Genomic DNA, 19,300 nt, shown 5'->3' on the forward strand with positions numbered 1-19,300 from the left:
GCGATTACATCCCGCCCCCGCCCGCCAACTCGTTGATGATGGCGATCAGGGGGAGGAACATGGAGATGACGATGAAGCCGACGATGCCCCCGAGCAGGACGATCATGACCGGCTCCAGCGCGGCCGTCAAGCTCTGGAGCGTGGCCTCGACTTCGCTCTCGTAGAAGTCGGCGACCTTGCTGAGCATCGCATCGAGAGAACCGGTCTCCTCGCCGATGGAGATCATCTGCACCACCATGGGAGGGAACAGGCCGCTCTTGGCCAGCGGGTCGCCGATGCGTTCGCCTTCGCGAATGGCGGCGCGGGCGGCCATGACGGCGTCGGATATGATCTCGTTGTCGATCGCCCCGGCGACGGTCTCCAGCGCCTGGAGGATGGGGACGCCGCTGACCAGCAGAGTCCCCAGAGTGCGGGAGAAGCGCGCGATCGCGACCTTATGGTTGAGCTTCCCGAACACGGGTATACGGAGCTTGACCCAGTCCCACTGGCGCTTGCCGGTGCGCGTTCTGATGTAGCGGCTGAACGCGGTCCACAGCAGAACCGCGCCGATGATTATGATGTACCACTTGCTTTTCATGAAGTCGGAGCAGCTCACCAGGATCTGCGTCGGCAGCGGCAGCTCCTTGACCCCCAGCTCCTCGAACAACTCCATGAAGCGCGGGATGATGAAGGTCACCAGGCCGAGCACGATCAGGACGGCGAAGACGAGGACCAGGGTCGGGTAGGTCATCGCCGACTTGATCCTGCGCTTGAGGCGCTGATCTTCCTCGAGGAAGGTGGAGAGGCGATTGAGCGTCTCGTCGAGCACACCGCCGACCTCACCGGCTCGCACCAAGCCGACGAAGAGGTTGGTGAACACGCCGGGATACTTGGTCAGCGCGCGCGACAGGGTCTCGCCCGCCTCGACCGATGCCTGGATATCCCGGATGATTTCGCGCAGGCGCAGGCTGCTGGTTTGCTCCTCGAGCACGGCGAGGCAGCGCACCAGCGACACGCCGGCGTTCATCATCGTCGCGAACTGGCGGCAGAAAATGGAAAGGTCACGCCCGCTGACGCGGCCGAAGATGACGAAGCCTTTGCGGGCGGGGCGCGCGGCCCCCTCCGCAGGGGCGGCCCGCTCCTCGCTGACCTTCTGCACCCAGAAGCCCTTCTCGCGCAGGCGGCGCACCAGCACCTGCTCGTTTTCGGCCTCGGTGCTGCCCTTGTGCACCTTGCCCAGGGCGTCTTTTGCGACGTAGCTGAAAACTGCCATGTGCGGCCTCCTGCCTGGCTATGCTGGCGCTCCGCTCTTGGTGAACAGCATCTTCTTCAACTCGTCCACGTTCATCGCCCGCGCCAGCGCTTCTTCGTAAGTGATGAGCCCGCGCTGATAGTAATCCTTGAGGCACTGATCCATGGTCTGCATGCCGAGGTGGGCGCTGGTCTGGATCATGGACGTGATCTGGTGCGCCTTCGCCTCGCGAATCAGGTTGCGGATGGCGGCGGAGGCAGTCATGATCTCGATCACCGCGATGCGGCCGGGCATGCCGGCGCGCGGCAGCAGTTGCTGCGACACCACCGCCTCGAGGTTGTTGGACAGCATGATACGGATCTGCTCCTGCTGGCCGACCGGGAAGACGTCAACGATGCGGTCGACCGTCTGCGCGGCGTTGTTGGTGTGGACGGTAGCGAACACGAGGTGCCCGGTCTCGGCCGCGGTAATCGCCAGACGCATCGTCTCCAGGTCGCGCATCTCGCCGACGAGGATCACGTCGGGGTCCTCGCGCAGGGCTTCGCGCAGTGCGATCTGGAAGTCCTTCGTATCCTGCCCGAGTTCGCGCTGGTTGATGATGCTCTTCCTGTGCGTGTGCAGGTACTCGATCGGGTCCTCGATGGTGATGATGTGGCGCGACATCTCGGTGTTGATGAGCCCGATCATCGCGGCGAGAGTCGTGGACTTGCCGCTGCCGGTGGGGCCGGTGACGAGGACGAGCCCGCGCGGCTTGCGCGCGAGGTCCTCCAGCACCAGGGGCAGATTGAGTTCGCGGATGGTCGGGATCTTGGCGGGAATGAGCCGGAACGCCCCCGCCACCGTTCCCTTGTCGCGGAACACGTTCACGCGGAAACGGGCGACCTTGCCCAGCGCGTAGGAACAGTCCAGCTCGTAAGTGCTCTCGAAGGTCTGAATCTGCTCGTCGTTGAGGATGTCGTAGATCATCCGCTGCGATGTGTGCTCGTCGAACGGCGTGTAGTTCGTCGCATAGAGTTCGCCGTCCACACGGATGACCGGAGGGATGCCGACTGCGATATGCAGGTCGGAGGAGTTCTTGGTCACGACGATGTCCAGCAGCTCATCAATGTGGACATCGCTCAGGTTCTTGACGCGCGCCTGCGGCGCCTCACGTGGGAGAGTCGCTTCCTCCTCGGCTTCAGCGGCCGGGGTCTCTGCCTGCTGTGTCTCGCTGACCGCTTCCACGAGCCGTTCACCTCCTGGTCCAGACGCCTACCCCCCCAAACAAGTTCCCCGCCTGCGTGACGCGGGCGGGGAGCTCAGGGCATGGCCGAACAGGGGCATTAACGAGTCCCTTGAGTGAATACCACCCGCATCACTTCTTCAATAGTCGTGATACCCTCCACGACCTTCTCGAAACCGTCCTGCCTGAGCGTCTTCATGCCGTTCGCGATCGCGGCCTCGACGACCTCCGACAGCGGCGCACGCTTGACGACGAGATCCTGGATCTCCTCGTTCATCAGCATCATCTCGAAGATGCCGGTGCGGCCGTAGTAGCCGGTGTGCATGCACTGCTCGCAGCCGCGGCCGCGGTAAAACACGACATCCTCAGCGTCGGCGACGCGGAAGCCGACTCGCGTCAGCGCCTCCATCGGCGGGCGGTACTGCTCCTTGCAGTTGGGGCAGATCTTGCGCGCCAGCCGCTGGGCGAGCACCGCCGCCACCGACGCCGAGATGAGGAACGGCTCGACCCCCATGTCGACCAAGCGCGTCACCGCCGACGGCGCGTCGTTGGTGTGGAGTGTGGACAGCACCAAGTGACCGGTCAGCGCCGCCTGCACCGCGATCTCCGCCGTCTCCAGGTCGCGGATCTCGCCGACCATGATGATGTCCGGGTCCTGGCGCAGGAAGTGCCGCATCGCGTTGGCGAAGGTCAGCCCCGCCTTGCGGTTGACGTGCACCTGGTTGATCCCCGGCAACTGGTACTCAACCGGGTCCTCGATGGTGATGATGTTCTTCTCGACCGAGTTGATCTTATTGAGGATGGCGTACTGCGTGGTTGTTTTCCCGGAACCGGTCGGGCCGGTGGAGAGGAACATGCCGTTGGGCTGCACGACGACGGTCTCGACGTCCGCCTGCACCTCGGGGAACATGCCGAGCCTGGCGAGGCCGATGAGCACGCTCGACTGGTCGAGGATGCGCATCACGGCCTTCTCGCCGAACACCGTAGGCAGGGTGGAGACGCGCAAGTCGTAGTCCTTGCCCTCGTGGCGGACGTGGATGCGTCCGTCGAGGGGGACGCGGCGCTCCGCGATATTCATGTCCGCCATGATCTTGATGCGGGAGATGAGGGGCGCGTGGACGTACTTCGGGATATTCATGCGCTCGTGCAGGACGCCGTCAATGCGGTAGCGGACGCGCACGCCGCGGCGGTCGGGCTCGATGTGGATGTCGCTCGCGCGTTCCTTGATCGCGGTCTGGATGATGACGTTGACGACGCGGATGATGGGGGCTTCTTCGGCGAGCTGCGTGGCGCGGTCAACGTCTTCGTCTGCGCCCGCCCCCGCCATGACTTCGGTCTCAACGCTGGTCGCGCCGCCGCCGCCCACGCCGAGGGCTTGCAGGGCGGTCTGCAGGGATTCGTCCGAGATCGCCCCGCCGGAATCGCTGCGCTGGATGGCGGCGATGTCCTCGGCGCTGGCGAGCACCGGCTCCACTTCGTAGCCGGTCATGAGGCGAATATCGTCCAGGGCGAAGACGTTGGTGGGGTCGGCCATCGCCACCACCAGCCGATTCCCCTCGCGCCGGATGGGAATCGCGCTGTGGCGCTGGATCATGCTCTGGGGGATGGACTTCGCCGCCTGCTCGTCAATTTGGGTACGGTCGAGTTCAACGAAGGGGACGCCGATCTGCTCGGCATAGGCGCCGAGGACGTCTTTTTCCTTGACGTAGCCGCGGTCCACCAAGATGCGCCCAAGCTTCTCGGTCGTGCTGGTCTGTATGGTCAGGGCTTCGTCAAGCTGCTCCTGCGTGATGAGTCCACGATCGAGCAGGATCTGCCCTATGGGCTTCTTCGGTCCGCGGGATGTCGCCATGCCCTATACCTCAGTGACTGAGGCTCCCTGGCTCCCGATCCATATAAGTTGCATTAATGCCGTGGCCGCCCACAGGACCATGAGCATTATACCACAAACGGGGGCCGTCCACAAAGCACTGCCCGAACCGGCACAGCACATCTGCTGGCCACAAAAAGAAGTCGTCCGCAGGTGATCCCGGCCCTTCGGCCGTGACTCCAGCAGTTCGACGCCTCCAATATACCGTTCGCCGCTGTGCTCTAAACCCTTTTCAGAAATGGGACGCGCCCAAACGCCTTCTGGTGCACCTTCGCTGCACGGCCCGGCTTCTCCTGCCGCGCCTCGCGAGTTTTCGAGAGACGCCCGCGACCCGGGCATCGACGGGGCAACTCACCCGCTCAATGCCCGCGCCAGCGCGTCATGCATCACCTCGACCGGCGCCGCACGCCCGGTCCAAATCGTGAACGCCGTCGCCCCTTGGAGCACGAGCATCCGCCGCCCGCCCACCACTCGGCACCCGCGTTCTTCCGCGCGTGCCAGCAGCCCGGTCGTAGAAGGGTTGTATACCATATCATATACCAGCATCCCCGGCCGCAGCCATTCCGCGCGCACGGGCGGCTCATCCTCGGGGTGTGGATACATGCCGATCGGTGTCGCGTTGACCACGGCGTCCGCCGCGTTGACGGCGCGTCCCACGGCCGATTTCTCCCACGCTATCGCCGCGCCCTGCGCCCCGGAGCGCGCCTGTCGCGCCAACTCTGCCGTGCGCGCCCCCTGCTCCAGCCTGCGCGCTACCACCCACACCCGCGCCGCCCCCATTTGCGCCAGCGCCACGACCGCCCCGTGCGCCGCTCCCCCGGCGCCAAGCACCACGACCGTGCGTCCGGTCATATCTTCGGCTCGCTCCGTAAGCGACCGCGTGAAGGCCTCGACGTCGGTGTTATAGCCGAGGAGTTTGTCGTCGCGGCAGTGAACCGTGTTCACCGCGCCGACGAGATCCCCAGGCGGGACGATCTCGTCCACAGCGCGCAGCGCGTGTTGCTTGAGCGGAATCGTCATGTTGACGCCGACGATGTTGAGGGCCGGCAGCGCCCGCAGCGCCTGGTCGAAGTTGTCGGGCGCCACAGCGAAAGGGAGATAGCACCAGTCCATGCCGAGGTGCTGGAACGCGGCGTTGTGCATGTGCGGCGACAGGCTGTGGCCGACGGGATAGCCGAAAACCCCCACCAGCTTGGTCTGCCCAGTGATGTTCATCCAGCTTCCTTGACGCTGCCGCGCAGCCGGCGCAGGACGAACCATTCCAGGATGCGCATGATCCGGGTCGCGGGGAAATCGCGCCCGCTCAGCGGCCGCACCAGAATCGTGAACAGGCCCAGGCGATTGCCGCCCATGACGTCGGTGAACAACTGGTCGCCGACCAGGGCTGCGGCGTCCGGCGTGACTCCGAGCATCGCCATCGCCTGCCGCAGGCCGCGGCGCGAGGGCTTGCCGGCGGGCGCCAGCCACAGCGCACCCACTTCGTCGGCGATTGCCGACACCCGCGCCTTGCTGCGCGCGTTGGAGGCGATGCACACGCGCATGCCCATGCCGCTGGCTTTCTGCAGCCAGCGCTGCACCTCCTGGCGTACGCGGTTGCGATTCCAGTCCACGATGGTGTTGTCGAGGTCCACGATCAGCCCCTCGATGCCGCGCCCGCGCAGCTCGTCGAGCGGGATCTCCCAGATCGCCTCCGCCATCATGTCCGGGCGAAGAAGGTCAAGCATGGCTACCTATGGAGTCCCGGGGATTGCCGCAGGGCCGGAGACTCCGCAGATCACTCTCCCAGCCGCGCCGCCAGCGCCTCAACACGTTCGCGTAGGGCGGCAGCGTGCCGTTCCGACTCCTCGGCGCGCGCGCGGGTGTCGGCGACGACCTGCGCCGGCGCGCGCTTCAGGAAATTCGCATTCTTCAGCTTGCCGCGCACGCGGTTCATCTCGCTCTCCAGCTTGGCAAGCTCCTTTTGCAGACGATCCCGCTCCTTCTCGAGTTCCGCGGCTGATACTGCGGCGGCGACTGCGACCCGCACCTGCCCGCCCTCCCAGACCACGACGTCGGTGGCGGCGTCGGACTGCGGCGCGCCCGACTCGACGCTCACCGACTTCGCCCGTACCAGGTGAGCGACTACTTCCCCGGCCGCCGCGAGCGTTCCCGCCGCCGCTTGCCGCTCCGGCGTCAGGATCACGTCAACCGTTGCCGCGGGCTGCACGCCCTGCTCTGCCCGGAGACGCCGCGCCGATGTTACGACGTCCATGACCAAGGTCATCGCCGCCTCGGCCTGCGCGTCGCGCAGTGCGGCATTCGACTCCGGCCACGGCGCGATCATGATGGACGCCCCGGAGTGCGGCAGCGCCTGCCACAGCTCCTCAGTGATGAACGGCATAAACGGGTGCAGCAGCCGCAGGGTCCGCTCGAACGCGTAGATAATCACATCCCGTGTCAGCGCCTGCGCCTCCGCGTCATCGCCGTGCAGGGCCGGCTTGGCGATCTCCAAATACCAGTCGCACAGCTCGCCCCAGAAGAAGTCGTAGAGCGCGCGCGCCGCCTCGTCCACGCGGTATTCGGTGAGCGCTTGCGTCACGGTCGTGGTGGTCGCTTCGAGCCGGCTCAGTATCCAGCGTTCGGGCAGGCCGCCGGCGGATGCGAGCTGCTCGGGGTCCGGCCACGTGCGCCCCGCGCGCGCGTAAGCGGCGTCATCGAGGTTCATCCGCACCAGGCGCGCGGCGTTCCAGATCTTGTTCGCGAAATTGCGGCTCATCTCGATGCGCTCCTCGGTGAAGCGCACGTCTTGTCCGCTCGAGCACTGGACGATGAGCCCGAAGCGCGTCGCGTCGGCGCCATAGGTGCTGATGAGGTCCATCGGGTCGACCCCGGTGCCCAGGGACTTGCTCATCCGGCGCCCCTCCCAGTTGAGGATCGTCGGGTGCACGAGCACGCGATAGAACGGCACTTTGCCCGTGAACTCAAGGCTCGTCATCACCATGCGCACGACCCAGAGGTAGAGGATGTCGCGGCCGGTGATGAGCAGGTCGGTGGGGTAGAAGCACTCCATCTCGGGCGTCGCCTCCGGCCACCCCAGCGTCGCAAACGGCCACAGGGCGGAACTGAACCAGGTGTCGAGCACGTCCGGGGCCTGCTCGATCTTCCGTGTGCCGCAGGCGCCGCAGTGATCGGGCGGATCCACCTGCACCGTGAGCGCGTCGCACTCCTCGCAGAACCACACGGGCAGGCGGTGCCCCCACCAGATCTGCCGCGAGATGTTCCAGTCGCGCAGGTTGTCGAGCCAGTCCAGAGTGTAGCCGAGGAAGCGGTCGGGAACGTACTCAACTCCGCCGGCCTGCAGGCTTTTCTTCGCCATGTCGGCGAGTTCGCGCATGGCGAGGAACCACTGCTCGCTGAGCAGCGGTTCGATGGCGGTGGCGCACTTGTCGTGGTGGCCGATGGAGTAATGGTATTGCTCGGTTTCGATCAGCAGGCCCTGCGCCTCGAGGTCGCGCAGCACCGCCTCGCGCGCCTCGTAGCGATCCAGGCCCGCGTACTTGCCCGCGTCCTCGGTCATGCGCGCGTCCTTGCCGATGACCGTCACGCTCGGCAGCCCGTTGCGCTGTCCCGCGTCGAAGTCATTCGGATCGTGCGCGGGGGTGATCTTCACCGCGCCGGAGCCGAACTCCGGGTCCACCAGCACGGCATCCTCGACCAACGGAATCTCGCGATTCATGAGCGGCAAGATGAAGGTCTTACCGCGGAGAGCGCGGTAGCGCGCGTCGTCGGGATGAACGCCGACCGCAGTGTCGCCCAGCATCGTCTCCGGCCGCGTCGTCGCCACGACGACAAAGGATGATCCGTCGGCTGCGGGGTAGCGGATGTGCCACAGCTTGCCGTCCACCTCGCGGTGCTCGACTTCGAGGTCGCTCACCGTGGTATTGCAGGCGGGACACCAGTTGACCACTCGCTCGCCGCGGTAGATCCAGCCGCGCTGGTAGAAGTGCACGAACGCGGTCAATACCGCGCGGTAGTAGCCGTCATCGAGGGTGAAGCGCTCGCGGCGCCAGTCGTATGAGCAGCCCAGCGCGCGCAGTTGCTTGAGGATGGTGCCGCCGTACTTCTCGCGCCACTGCCACATGCGTTCGAGGAACTCCTCGCGGCCGAGGGCGTGGCGCGACGTGCCCTCCGCCGCGAGTTCGGCCTCGACCTTCATCTGAGTCGGAATGCCGGCGTGGTCGGTGCCGGGGAGGATGAGGGTTTCCTTGCCGAGCATACGCTGCCAGCGCGCAAGGAGATCGTGGATCGCGTGCTGCAGCGCGTGCCCCATGTGCAGCGATCCCGTCACATTCGGCGGGGGGATGGTGATGCAGAAGCGCGGCTTCGACGCATCGCCCTCCGCGTGGAAATGGTCCGCGCGATTCCAGAAGTCGTACCACTTCTGCTCGACCGCGTGGGGCTCATAGGTCTTCGACAGCTCTGACGCGTCCATTCAACTCTCCAGTACCTCATAGTAGCGCAGCCGTCGCGGCTGCGTCTATGCCTGCAGGGCGGGGATTCCCGCCACACGCGGGCAAGCCTATCCCCACCGGTGTTGCGGCGGGCGTGGGAACGCCGGCCCGACAATCCGCGGCGACCCGCCGTTCCCAAACGCAAAACGCCCCTCTCGCTCAAGGGCGAAAGGAGCGCTTCCGCGGTGCCACCTTGATTGTCGCCAGCATTAGGGCCTCACGCCTCTCCCTCTCCAAGGGAGAGGCTGGGTGAGGGTGCCTTCTGCCCTCTCCCTGAAAGCGAGAGGGGGGCCGACGGCATCTCTCGCGCTGTAACGGGCTTGCCCGGAGGCGGCTACGCAGACCGACGGCCGTTCACCACCTCGGCTCCAGGGCGACGTTCACCGATGCTGCTCTGCCGGCCCTTGCAGCCGGGACGCGATTCCCGCGACTTCCTAGCGACGGGGACGTTCCCGCGTTTTCCGCAAGAAAACCGGGACTGTACCCTTCAGCGCCTGGGGACAGTCCCCGTTCGGGGACAGTCCCTGCACCCCGGGGCCGGCTCTCTGGCGAGCGCGTATCGGCTACTCCTCCCCTTCTCGGCCTTTTGGCGACGTTATGATAGCAACAAAGCCCTCGGCCCGTCAACACGAACCGCTGTGAAAGCGCGGCAACCGTGCAGGCGGATTGAAGCGCGCGCGGTACACCGGCGGGGACGCCTGCGCTACCGTGCCGGGTGCCGCGGGGGCCTTGGATTCCAGCTCCGCTCCAGCGGGCCCACCTTCGGTGCTCGAACCGGAATAACGAAGCACTCCGCGCCGTCCTCGTCCCGTTCGATTCTACCACCTGCCGCGAGCACCGTCTCCCGCGCGATCTTCTCGCAGGCACCGAGGAGCCGCGGGAAGCTGTACTCCGTAGTGCTGAACACGCGGCCCATGTCGAGCCCCGCGGTGTAACGCGGATCGAGGCGCGAGAACCCGATCATCGTGAACAGGATGCCCGCCGCGTTGGAGGGATTGCAGTCGGAATCCTGCCCGCAGCGGCAGGCAATCGTCATCGTCTGCTCGGCATCGCGGTCACCGTAGAGCAGCCCGATGAGGATGTAGGCGCCGTTGAGCTTGGCGTCAATGCAGAACGCATCCTCGCCGCCCGGTTCGCTGCACAGGCCGTGGACGTACGCCGCGTCCTTGTGATACTTCTCTTCGACCAAGCGCCAGGTGCGTTCCCAATCATCTGGATTCTGCTCGTACCATCGCAGGACATCGCGCACCATCTCCGCGTACTGGCTCGCCGCGGGAATCGCTCTGAGCGCTCTTCTCGCGAGGGTCACGGGATCGCTCTCGAAGAACGACTCCGCGTACATCGCGCCGACGAACTGACCGGCGTACACGCCATCGCCGTAGTTCATGAGATGGCCGAACGTGTCGCCGAGAGCGATGACCGCGTTCGGCAGCCCGGGCGCGACGAGTCCGCTGAAGTCGGATTCGATCTGGAAGTCTATGTCATTGGCGTGGTTGTTGAATCGCGGATGCCCCGAGTCCGGCGGCAGGATGCCGGCGCGCAGGTTCCGGCGCCCGGCGTCGTTGGCGTGGGCGAGGCCGTACTGACTGGCCGCGAAGTCCGCGCCCGCCTGCTTCGCCGAAACCTCCAGCCCGTGCCGCTCCAGCGTGCGCAGGAACGTCATCTCGACGTAGAGGTCATCCTGGCCGAAGGCGTCGTTGATCATGCCCTCGCGCCACTGCGGCATCTGATCCGCCGGCGTGATCCGCCCGCACCAATGGAACTCGGTCGGTGCGCCGAAGGACACGCCTGCCATCTGCCCGACCCATCCCGCCTTCATCTTGTCGCGATACACGGCGACGGGCAAGCGGCGGAACGTATCCCGGCGCCCCTCGGCACGCGGAATCGCGCTGAGCGACAGGCAGAGCAGCAGGATGCACACCGTCATTCTCGACATGACCGACTCACCTGGGCCCCGCAAAGTGAGAGGGGCACGGCCCGCTGCAGGCGGTAGGTCACCGTGCCCCTCGGCTCTTCCCTCATATCGAATTGGCATGCTTGCAGCGCACGCCGCTCCGCGCCGCGCTCACATGACGCGGGAGACGGAGGGCTGCTGCGCCGGCCGGTCGGCCTTGCCGGCGCGCTTCGCGGCCGGAGCTTCTTCCGGCTTGGGCAGCAGCGCAATCGCCAGTACCTCGTCCATCTGCTCGACAGACTTGAAATCGAGGTCGCGCTTGACGTGCGCGGGGATTTCCTCGAGGTCTTTTTCGTTATCTCGCGGCAACACCACCGTCGTCATCCCCGCGCGGTGAGCGGCGAGGACTTTCTCCTTGACCCCGCCGACCGGCAGCACGCGTCCGCGCAGGGTTATCTCACCCGTCATTGCGACATCGCGGCGCACCGGGCGCTTGGTGAGCGCCGAGATGAGCGCCGTGGCGAGGGTGATGCCCGCCGACGGGCCGTCCTTCGGGATCGCCGCAGCGGGCACGTGGATATGCACGTCGAGGCGGCGATAGAAGTCCTCGTCTATGTCGTAGGCCTGCGCGCGGGAGCGAGCGTAGCTGAAGGCTGCCTTGGCGGATTCCTGCATCACTTCGCCCAGCTTGCCGGTGAGGATGAGGTTGCCACGCCCCTTCATCAGCGTCACTTCGATGGAGAAGATATCCCCACCAACCTCGGTCCAGAACAGGCCGGTGGCGACGGCGACCTCGTCCTCCCGTTCCGCCATGCCGTGGCGGAAGCGGATGGCCCCAAGGTACTTATGTAGAGCCTTCGTGCCGATGGTCGCGGAGACCGCCTTGCCCTGCGCCACACTCTTGGTCACCTTGCGGCAGACGTTCGCGACCTCCCGTTCCAGATTGCGCACGCCGGCTTCGCGCGTGTAGTTGCGGATGATCGTGCGCAGGCCCTTTTCGGTGAACCTGGCCTGCTCCTCGGTCAGCCCGTGCTCCTTCAATTGCTTGGGCACCAAGAAGAGCTGCGCGATCTTGAGCTTCTCCTCCTCGGTGTAACCGGGGAACTCGATAATCTCCATGCGGTCACGCAAGGCCGGCGGCACCGGGTCGGGCAGGTTGCCGGTCGTGATGAACATGACCTCGGAGAGATCGAACGGCACCTCCAGGTAGTGGTCGCTGAAGGCGTTGTTCTGCTCCGGGTCGAGGACTTCGAGCAGGGCGGCCGCCGGGTCGCCGCGGAAGTCAATGCCGATCTTGTCAATCTCGTCCATCATGAACACCGGGTTGCGGCTGCCGACGGTCTTCATGCCCTGGATAATGCGGCCGGGCAAAGCGCCGACGTAGGTGCGGCGGTGGCCGCGGATCTCGCCCTCGTCGCGCACGCCGCCGAGCGAGATGCGGACGAAATTGCGTCCCGTCGCGCGCGCGATCGACTTCCCCATCGAGGTCTTGCCTACGCCCGGGGGGCCCATGAAGCACAGGATGGGGCCCTTGGACTCGGGGTTGAGCTTGCGTACCGCGAGGTACTCGAGGATGCGCTCCTTGACTTTCTTCAGCCCGTAGTGGTCCTCATGCATGACCTTCTCGGCATCGCCGATATCGAGCTTGTCCTCGCTGCGCGTGCTCCACGGAAGAGTGACGAGCCAGTCGAGGTAGGTGCGCACGACGACGACCTCGGGGGAAGCCGGAGGCATCTTCTCGAGGCGGTCGAGTTCCTTGTAGGCTTTCTCCTCGACCTCCTTGGGCATACCGGCCGCCTCGATCTGCTTGCGCAGCTCATCGAGTTCCATCGTGCGGTCGTCGCGCTCGCCCAACTCCTGCTGGATCGCCTTCATGCGCTCGCGCAGATAGAACTCCTTCTGCGTGTCCTCGAGTTCTTTCTTGACGCGCGAGTGGATCTTCTTCTCGATCTCGAGGATCTCGATCTCGTGGTTGAGGTGCTCGGAGATGCGCTCGAGGCGCTTGAGCGGGTCAACCACCTCGAGGATCTGCTGCTTGAGCGAGACCTTGATGTCGAGGAAGCCGGCGATGAGGTCGGTCAGGTGTCCCGGCTCATCAATGCCGCGCGCGTTTTCGAGTGCCTCAGGCGGGATGTTCTTGCCCAAGTTGATGCAGCGCTCGAACTGGGCGACGACGTTGCGCATCAGCGCCTCGATTTCGACGCCCGTGCGCGCCGGCTCGCCGAGCACTTCGACCTTGGCCTTGAAGAAGGGCTCCGTCTCCACGAACTCGACGATGCGCACGCGCGCGATGCCCTCGATCACGACGCGCACCGTCTCGTCGGGCAGACGCAGGGTCTGCATGCTCTCTCCGACGGTGCCCACGGTGTACAGATCGCCGGGCTGAGGATCGTCAATGTCCACGCTCTTCTGCGTGACCAACAGGATGTAGTGGCCGTGCTCGAGCGCGTCTTCCAACGCGCGCACGGATTTCTCGCGCCCGACGAACAGGGGCATCATCATGTGCGGGTAGATGACCTGGTCGCGGATCGGCAGCACCGGCATGACCTCCGGTATCTGCGCACTGCGGCTCTCAGCCTTGACCGCACCCGCACCTTTCTGTCGCGCTTCGCTCACGATTACCTCCCAGCCGCGTACTGCAGTTCAAGATCTCGGTGACGTGGTATTACCGCGAATGCTGGCGATTCGCGTGGGATTAGCCGACGTGAAGCCGCCTCGTCTCTATTATTCCCACTTGCGGCGCGGATTCCTGCGCCCCCCGCAACCCAAAGGAGACACCGGGCCGGCAGCCAGCCTGCGTGATTCATGCCTGTCGCCGGTCGCGGGATGAGCGCTGACCGCGGGGCTCGTCATCCCCGTCGCTTAGGAGCAGCGGCGAAGAGCGCTCGCGGACCGCCTCCTCGGTGACGACGCAGCGGCGGATGTCCTCGAGCGAGGGGAGGTCATACATCACGTCGAGCATGACCTCCTCCAGGATGGAGCGAAGTGCCCGCGCCCCGGTCTTGCGGGCGATGGCCTCGCGCGCGATCGCCTCCAGCGCCGCTTGCTCGGTGTGCAGCTCCACGCCCTCCCACTCGAAGAACCTGCGGTACTGTTTGACCAGGGCGTTGCGCGGTTCGAGCAGGATGCGTACGAGATCGGCCTCGCTCAACGCCGAGAGCGTGGCGATGACCGGCAGCCGGCCGACGAACTCCGGGATGAAGCCGTAGCGGAGCAAGTCCTCGGGCATGATGCGCGCCAGCAGCGCATCGTGGTCATCGCAGTCGCCGGCGACGCGCGCGTTGACCGCGAAGCCGAGGGGATGCTCGTCGACGCGCTCCTTGACGATCTTGTCGAGCCCCTCAAAGGCGCCGCCGCAGATGAAGAGCACGTTGGTCGAGTTGATCTGGATAAACTCCTGGTGGGGATGTTTGCGCCCGCCCTGGGGCGGAATATTGGCGGTGGCGCCCTCGAGTATCTTGAGCAAGGCCTGCTGCACGCCCTCGCCGCTGACGTCGCGCGTGATGGATGGGTTGTCGGACTTGCGCGCGACCTTGTCAATCTCGTCGATGTACGCGATGCCGTTCTGCGTCCGGGCGATATCCCCGCCCGCCGCTTGGTGAAGCCTGAGCAGGATGTTCTCGACGTCCTCGCCGACGTACCCCGCCTCGGTCAGGGAGGTCGCATCGGCCATGGTGAAGGGGACGTCGAGGATGCGCGCCAGCGTCTGCGCCAAGAGCGTCTTGCCGGAGCCGGTGGGGCCGATGAGCAAGATGTTGGACTTCTGGAGTTCGACCTCGTCCGATTCGGCTTGCAGGTTGAGGCGCTTGTAATGATTGTAGACCGCGACGGAGAGGACGCGCTTGGCGCGCTCCTGGCCGACGACGTACTCGTTGAGCGCGTCGTATATCTCGCGTGGTTTCGGTATCGCGCGCGAGAAGACCGGCGGCGGCGCAGCGGTTGTGCGGCTGGTGAGATCATCACCGAGCAGGTCGGCGCAGGCCGCGACGCACTCGTCGCAGATGAATACGCGCTCGCAGCCCGAGGAGATCAGGCGATCCACCTGGCTGCGAGGCTTGCCGCAGAAGGAACAGCGGCTGTCTTCGTGCTTCCTGTCGTTCGTGCTGCGACGCATGGCTGCGATTGCCGTAGGGCTGCTGCGAAATCTATTACGTTATGTTGCTGCGATTACTCGGCGGGAGCCGGCTGCTTCGCCACCACCTCGTCCACCAGGCCGTAGGCTTTCGCCTCATCGGCGGACATGTAGAAGTCGCGATCGGCGTCCTTGGCGACCTTTTCCAAAGGCTGACCGGTGTGCTTGGCGAAGATGCGGTTGATCGTGTCGCGGGTGTAAAGCATCTCCCGCGCCTGAATGTCTATGTCCGTGGCCTGGCCGCCGAGGCGGTCGGCGTGAGGCTGATGAATCAGGATGCGGCAGTTGGGCAGCGCAAACCGTCTGCCCGCCGTGCCCGCGGCCAGGATCAGCGCGCCCATGCTTGCCGCGAGGCCAATACACCACGTCGAAACCGGCGGCGCGATGAGCTGCATGGTATCGTAGATCGCCAGGCCCGACTGCACTATCCCGCCCGGGCTGTTGACGTAAAGGTCAATGTTCTTCGCCGGATCCTCGCTCTGCAGGAACAGCATCTGGGCGATGATGAGGTTGGCCAACGTGTCGTCAATTGCCCCGGTGATGAAGATAATGCGGTTCTGCAGCAGGCGCGAGTAGATATCGAAGGCGCGCTCGCCCCCCGGGCGCTGCTGCACCACCATAGGTACTATCACGGCTGTTCCTCCTGCGGCTCCGCCGGCTCCAGCGCCGCCTCGCCTTGATCGGCGATGTCACCCTGCACGCCCGCCGACAGCTCACCCGGCGCGGGCCCCGCTTCCCCTTCGTCCGTCGCGGGCGCCTGCAATTCCGTCGGCCCCGGCGTCGCCCCGCCTTCACTAGTGATGTCGGCATGATCCACCAGGAACTGGAGGACCTTGTGTTGGTGCAGGCGATCCACCAAGCGGCTCATGCCGCGTTCTTCCATCGCTTTTCGCGCGCGCTCCGTGGTGGAGCCGACGCGACGCGCGATATTCTCGATCTCGCGGGAGATTTCCTCCTGCGTGACCTCTATTCCTTCCCGCCGGCCGATCTCGTCGAGCACAAATGATCGCTCCAACGCCCAGCGCGCGCTCATCTCCTCGCGCCGCAGCCAACGCTCGGTGTCCACGCCTTCCTCACGGAGATGCTCCTCCAGGCTGCGGCCCTCCGCGCGCAGGTCGGTCTCCAGGCGGTTCAGTCGCGCCTCCGCCTCGCGGCGCACGAGCACCGGCGGCACCGTCACCTTCGACGCCGCCACGACCTGCTCGAGCAGGCTCTGGCGCACACGGTCCTCCACCTCCTCGGCGGCCATTCTCTCCAGCGCCTCTCGCACCGCCTGACGCAGTTCGTCCGCGGATTCGATGCCGTGGGCGCGCTGCGCCATTTCGTCGGTCAACTCCGGCAGCGTGCGCACCTTCAACTCGCGCAGGGTCACGACGTACTCTCCCTGCTTGCCTGCCACCGACGCATCCTCATGATCGGCCGGGAAGCCAGCGGGAATGCGCACCTGCTCGCCCGGCTTGAGGCCCGGGAGCTTCTCGTTCAGCTCGGGAAACAACGTGTCACTGCCGATCTGGCAGGGATAGCCGTGGGTGCTCTGCCCCTCGATAACCTGCCCGTCAATCACGAGGTCGTAGTCCACGAGCGCGAGGTCGCCTGCGTCAGCGGCGCGGTCGGCGACCGGCTCGTAGCTGGCGTAGCGCTCGCGCGTCCGGTCGAGCTGGGCCTGGATCTGCTCCTCGGTGACCTCGATGGCGCTGCGCTCGCCCGTGAGCCCGCGGTGCTCGCCGAGTTCGACCTTCGGCGTTGGAGCGAAGCTGGCTACGCACGTCGCCGAGCCATCGTCCTCGAGTTCGGATTTCTCTATCGCGGGCGGAGTGAAAGGATCGAGGCCGGTCTGTTCGAGAGCCCACGCAATCATGGGCCCGGCAAGCCTCTCGGCGGCCTCGCGTCGCGCCTCGTCCGGGCTGAGCTGCTGCTCGAGCAAGGCGCGGGGGGCTCTGCCTTTGCGGAAGCCAGGGATGGTTACCGTCTGCGCCAGACGACGGTAGATGTCCTCGACCTGCTCATTGACCTTGTCGGGGCCGGCCTTGATGACCAATCTGATCTGCCCGTCATCTACGGGCTCCTGACTGACCAGTTCCATAGTGAAGTTCTGTTCCAAGCGGCCCGCGGCTTGAGTCTGGCGGCTCACGGGATGACTCGTGCGCGACCGGCTGCCGCAACGGCACTCGGGCAAGAAAAATGGAGCGGAAGAAGGGATTTGAACCCTCGACCCTCTCCTTGGCAAGGAGATGCTCTACCGGGCTGAGCTACTTCCGCTCTCGTGCCGCCGACTGTTCGCTTCCGCGCGCCCGGCTGGCTCCGCCGCGTGATGGAACGGCGTTGTCGCTGCACCGGGATGTCGTGCTGAGCCGGCTCCGCCGCCTTCCGGAACGGCGTTATCGCTCCGCGATAGCCGCCGTGTTGGTGGGCGAGGAGAGATTTGAACTCTCACGGGGTCACCCCCACAAGATCCTAAATCTTGCGCGTCTACCATTCCGCCACTCGCCCGAACGGATGGCTCGCAAGGGGTCCGCGAGAGCCGCTCGCGCCCGACTACGCGCGATTAGAATCTACCACAGGCCGCAGGGCGTGTCAATACCGACGATGCGTAGCCCGCTCTTCCTCCCCGACTAATGCTGCGGTCGCAAGCGACGTGGTACGATCCATCACGACCCGCGCAGAGTCCGCGACACTGCGCTCACCGGCTGGAGCGCGAAGTTCGCGTAGCTGGTCGCGTCAAGGGTGAGGGTGACGGCTCTGCCCCGCGTGATGTAGCCGGACTTGCTGGCCCACACGAAGCACAGGCCTTCGGGCAATCCCGTGTCAATGCTGTACACGCCCCAGGGCGCGGTGGTCGTGGCCGTCGCGAGCAGCACGCCATCTCGATAGATCTCAACTGCGGCGCCGACAATCGGAGCGCCTGCGGCGCTGTCGCGCACTTGCCCCTCAAGTGCGCAGGACGGTAACAGGTTGAAGTTGACGTACGTCGATGCGTCCTCGGACACGCGGATGTTCCACTTCGGCTGCGTCACGTATCCAGCCGTTGACGCGCTGACCTTGTACGTGCCTGGAGGCAACTCCGCGCCGAACTCGTAGATGCCGTATGGTGGCTCGGTCGTGGTACTTGCGACAACCGTGTTGTCTCCGTATACGTACACGCGCAGCGCGGCCCCGATCAGCGGCAGGTTGGTGCTCCGATCTCTGACCTGCCCCTTGAGCCTGACGATACGCTGGAGCCCGAAGTTGACGTAGGTCGTTTCGCCCGCGACGATTGTGATCGGAGCCTTGTTCTGTGCGGCATACCCGCTGGTGACCGCCGTCACGCGGTACGTGCCCGCAGGAAGATCTTGGTTGACCTCGTAGATGCCATAGGGCTCTTTCGTTGTGGTCGCCGCGACCTGCACGTTGCCCGGGTAAGCGTACATGGCCACCGCAGCGCCGATAAGCGGTAGGCCGCTGTCGCGATCCTGCACCTGACCCATGAGTCTGCCAGACGGCTCAAGGTTGAAGTTACAGTATGCCGTCTCGTCGCCACTGACGTCGACGTTCCATTTCGTCTGCCGCATGTAACCGGGCATGGACGCCGTCACATTGTATGTCGCGGGCGCCAGCTCTTCTCCGAACTCATATATGCCGTGAGGCGCTTCGGTCGTCGTGCTCGCGACGGTTGTGTCACCGGGGTAGACATACACGTGAAGAGCAGCTCCGATGAGCGGCCGCCCCGTGCCGCGGTCCCGCACCTGGCCCTTGAGCCTGACCACGCGTTCGAGGCCGAAGTTGACGTAGGCGGTCTCGCCAGAGACCACCGCAATCCCAGCGTTCGCCTGGGTTCGATATCCGGCCTTCGCCGCCGACAACAAGTAGGAACCGCCGGGCAAATCGGTGTCCATTACGTAAATGCCGCGGCTGTCGGTCGTTGTGACTGCCTTGAGTCGCCCGTCGAGATACGCGGCCACGGTCGCATTGGGGAGGTTGACCTCGGTACCGCGCTCACGCACCTGTCCCGTGATGCGGCCGGACATCTCGAGGCCAAAGTTGATGTAGGTCGTATGATTGGGAGTGACGGTGATATCCGCCTTGGTCTGGCGGATGTACCCCGGCTTCGACGCGGTGACCACATAGGTGCCGGCGGTCAGATTCTCGATCACGTACAGCCCGCGAGCATCTGTCAGCGTCGTGCGCCACAACTTGCCGTCGAGGTAAGCACTTACGGTTGCGCTCGCGATATTCGCCGTCGTGCCGCGCACACGCACCTGTCCGGCGATCACGGCGGTGGCGTATTCCGGGAACACAATGGTTCCCCAGTACACGTCAGCGACATAGACGCGGCCGTCAGAGACGGCTACGTCTAGAGCACAGCCTGGGGTGTCCCAGAACGCCACTTCCTTCGGGTCGGTCGGATCCGATACATCCACGATCCAAAGCCCGGCACCGCCTGTGACGACGTACGCGTATGCTCCTGACACAGCAATATCGAAC

The 19,300-nt window shown here is 65.3% G+C and carries 12 protein-coding genes and 2 tRNA genes; all 14 read right to left on the reverse strand.

Going from position 1 to position 19,300, the window contains the following annotated elements; genetic code table 11:
- Window positions 1–4: 4 nt before the first annotated feature.
- The gene (locus JSV65_17090; protein ID UCH34229.1) at window positions 5–1,252 is read right to left on the reverse strand and encodes a type II secretion system F family protein; all 1,248 of its coding nucleotides are present in this window, start codon (window positions 1,250–1,252) and stop codon (window positions 5–7) included.
- 18 nt (window positions 1,253–1,270) lie between these two features.
- The gene (locus tag JSV65_17095; protein UCH36823.1) at window positions 1,271–2,338 is read right to left on the reverse strand and encodes a type IV pilus twitching motility protein PilT; all 1,068 of its coding nucleotides are present in this window, start codon (window positions 2,336–2,338) and stop codon (window positions 1,271–1,273) included.
- Window positions 2,339–2,553: 215 nt separating this feature from the next.
- Window positions 2,554–4,305 (reverse strand): Flp pilus assembly complex ATPase component TadA, encoded by a 1,752-nt coding sequence (gene tadA, locus JSV65_17100; GenBank protein UCH34230.1) that lies wholly within the window; start codon window positions 4,303–4,305, stop codon window positions 2,554–2,556.
- A 369-nt stretch (window positions 4,306–4,674) separates the two neighbouring features.
- Window positions 4,675–5,538, reverse strand: coding sequence for a shikimate dehydrogenase (locus tag JSV65_17105; GenBank protein UCH34231.1), 864 nt, complete (start codon window positions 5,536–5,538; stop codon window positions 4,675–4,677).
- Complete coding sequence (locus JSV65_17110) at window positions 5,535–6,047, reverse strand: YqeG family HAD IIIA-type phosphatase (GenBank protein UCH34232.1); 513 nt, start codon at window positions 6,045–6,047, stop codon at window positions 5,535–5,537. The genes JSV65_17105 and JSV65_17110 overlap by 4 nt, the downstream gene beginning before the upstream one ends.
- Before the next feature lie 50 nt (window positions 6,048–6,097).
- Entirely contained in the window at window positions 6,098–8,794 is a 2,697-nt protein-coding gene (locus JSV65_17115; protein UCH34233.1) for a valine--tRNA ligase, read from the reverse strand.
- 722 nt (window positions 8,795–9,516) lie between these two features.
- Entirely contained in the window at window positions 9,517–10,749 is a 1,233-nt protein-coding gene (locus JSV65_17120) for an ADP-ribosylglycohydrolase family protein (GenBank protein UCH34234.1), read from the reverse strand.
- A gap of 129 nt (window positions 10,750–10,878) precedes the next feature.
- Window positions 10,879–13,251, reverse strand: a complete 2,373-nt coding sequence (gene lon / locus JSV65_17125; protein ID UCH36824.1) for an endopeptidase La — start codon at window positions 13,249–13,251, stop codon at window positions 10,879–10,881.
- Between the two features lie 259 nt (window positions 13,252–13,510).
- Window positions 13,511–14,821, reverse strand: coding sequence for an ATP-dependent Clp protease ATP-binding subunit ClpX (clpX, locus tag JSV65_17130; protein UCH34235.1), 1,311 nt, complete (start codon window positions 14,819–14,821; stop codon window positions 13,511–13,513).
- 53 nt (window positions 14,822–14,874) lie between these two features.
- Complete coding sequence (locus JSV65_17135) at window positions 14,875–15,468, reverse strand: ATP-dependent Clp protease proteolytic subunit (protein ID UCH36825.1); 594 nt, start codon at window positions 15,466–15,468, stop codon at window positions 14,875–14,877.
- The gene (tig, locus tag JSV65_17140; GenBank protein UCH34236.1) at window positions 15,468–16,970 is read right to left on the reverse strand and encodes a trigger factor; all 1,503 of its coding nucleotides are present in this window, start codon (window positions 16,968–16,970) and stop codon (window positions 15,468–15,470) included. The genes JSV65_17135 and tig overlap by 1 nt, the downstream gene beginning before the upstream one ends.
- A 51-nt stretch (window positions 16,971–17,021) precedes the next feature.
- Window positions 17,022–17,098: transfer RNA gene (locus tag JSV65_17145), tRNA-Gly, on the reverse strand.
- 145 nt (window positions 17,099–17,243) lie between these two features.
- A tRNA-Leu gene (locus JSV65_17150) sits at window positions 17,244–17,329 on the reverse strand.
- A gap of 158 nt (window positions 17,330–17,487) precedes the next feature.
- A partial coding sequence (locus JSV65_17155) for a carboxypeptidase regulatory-like domain-containing protein (protein ID UCH34237.1) occupies window positions 17,488–19,300 on the reverse strand: 1,813 nt, incomplete at its 5' end.

The sequence above is a fragment of the Armatimonadota bacterium genome (genome assembly GCA_020354555.1).
Lineage (GTDB): Bacteria > Armatimonadota > Hebobacteria.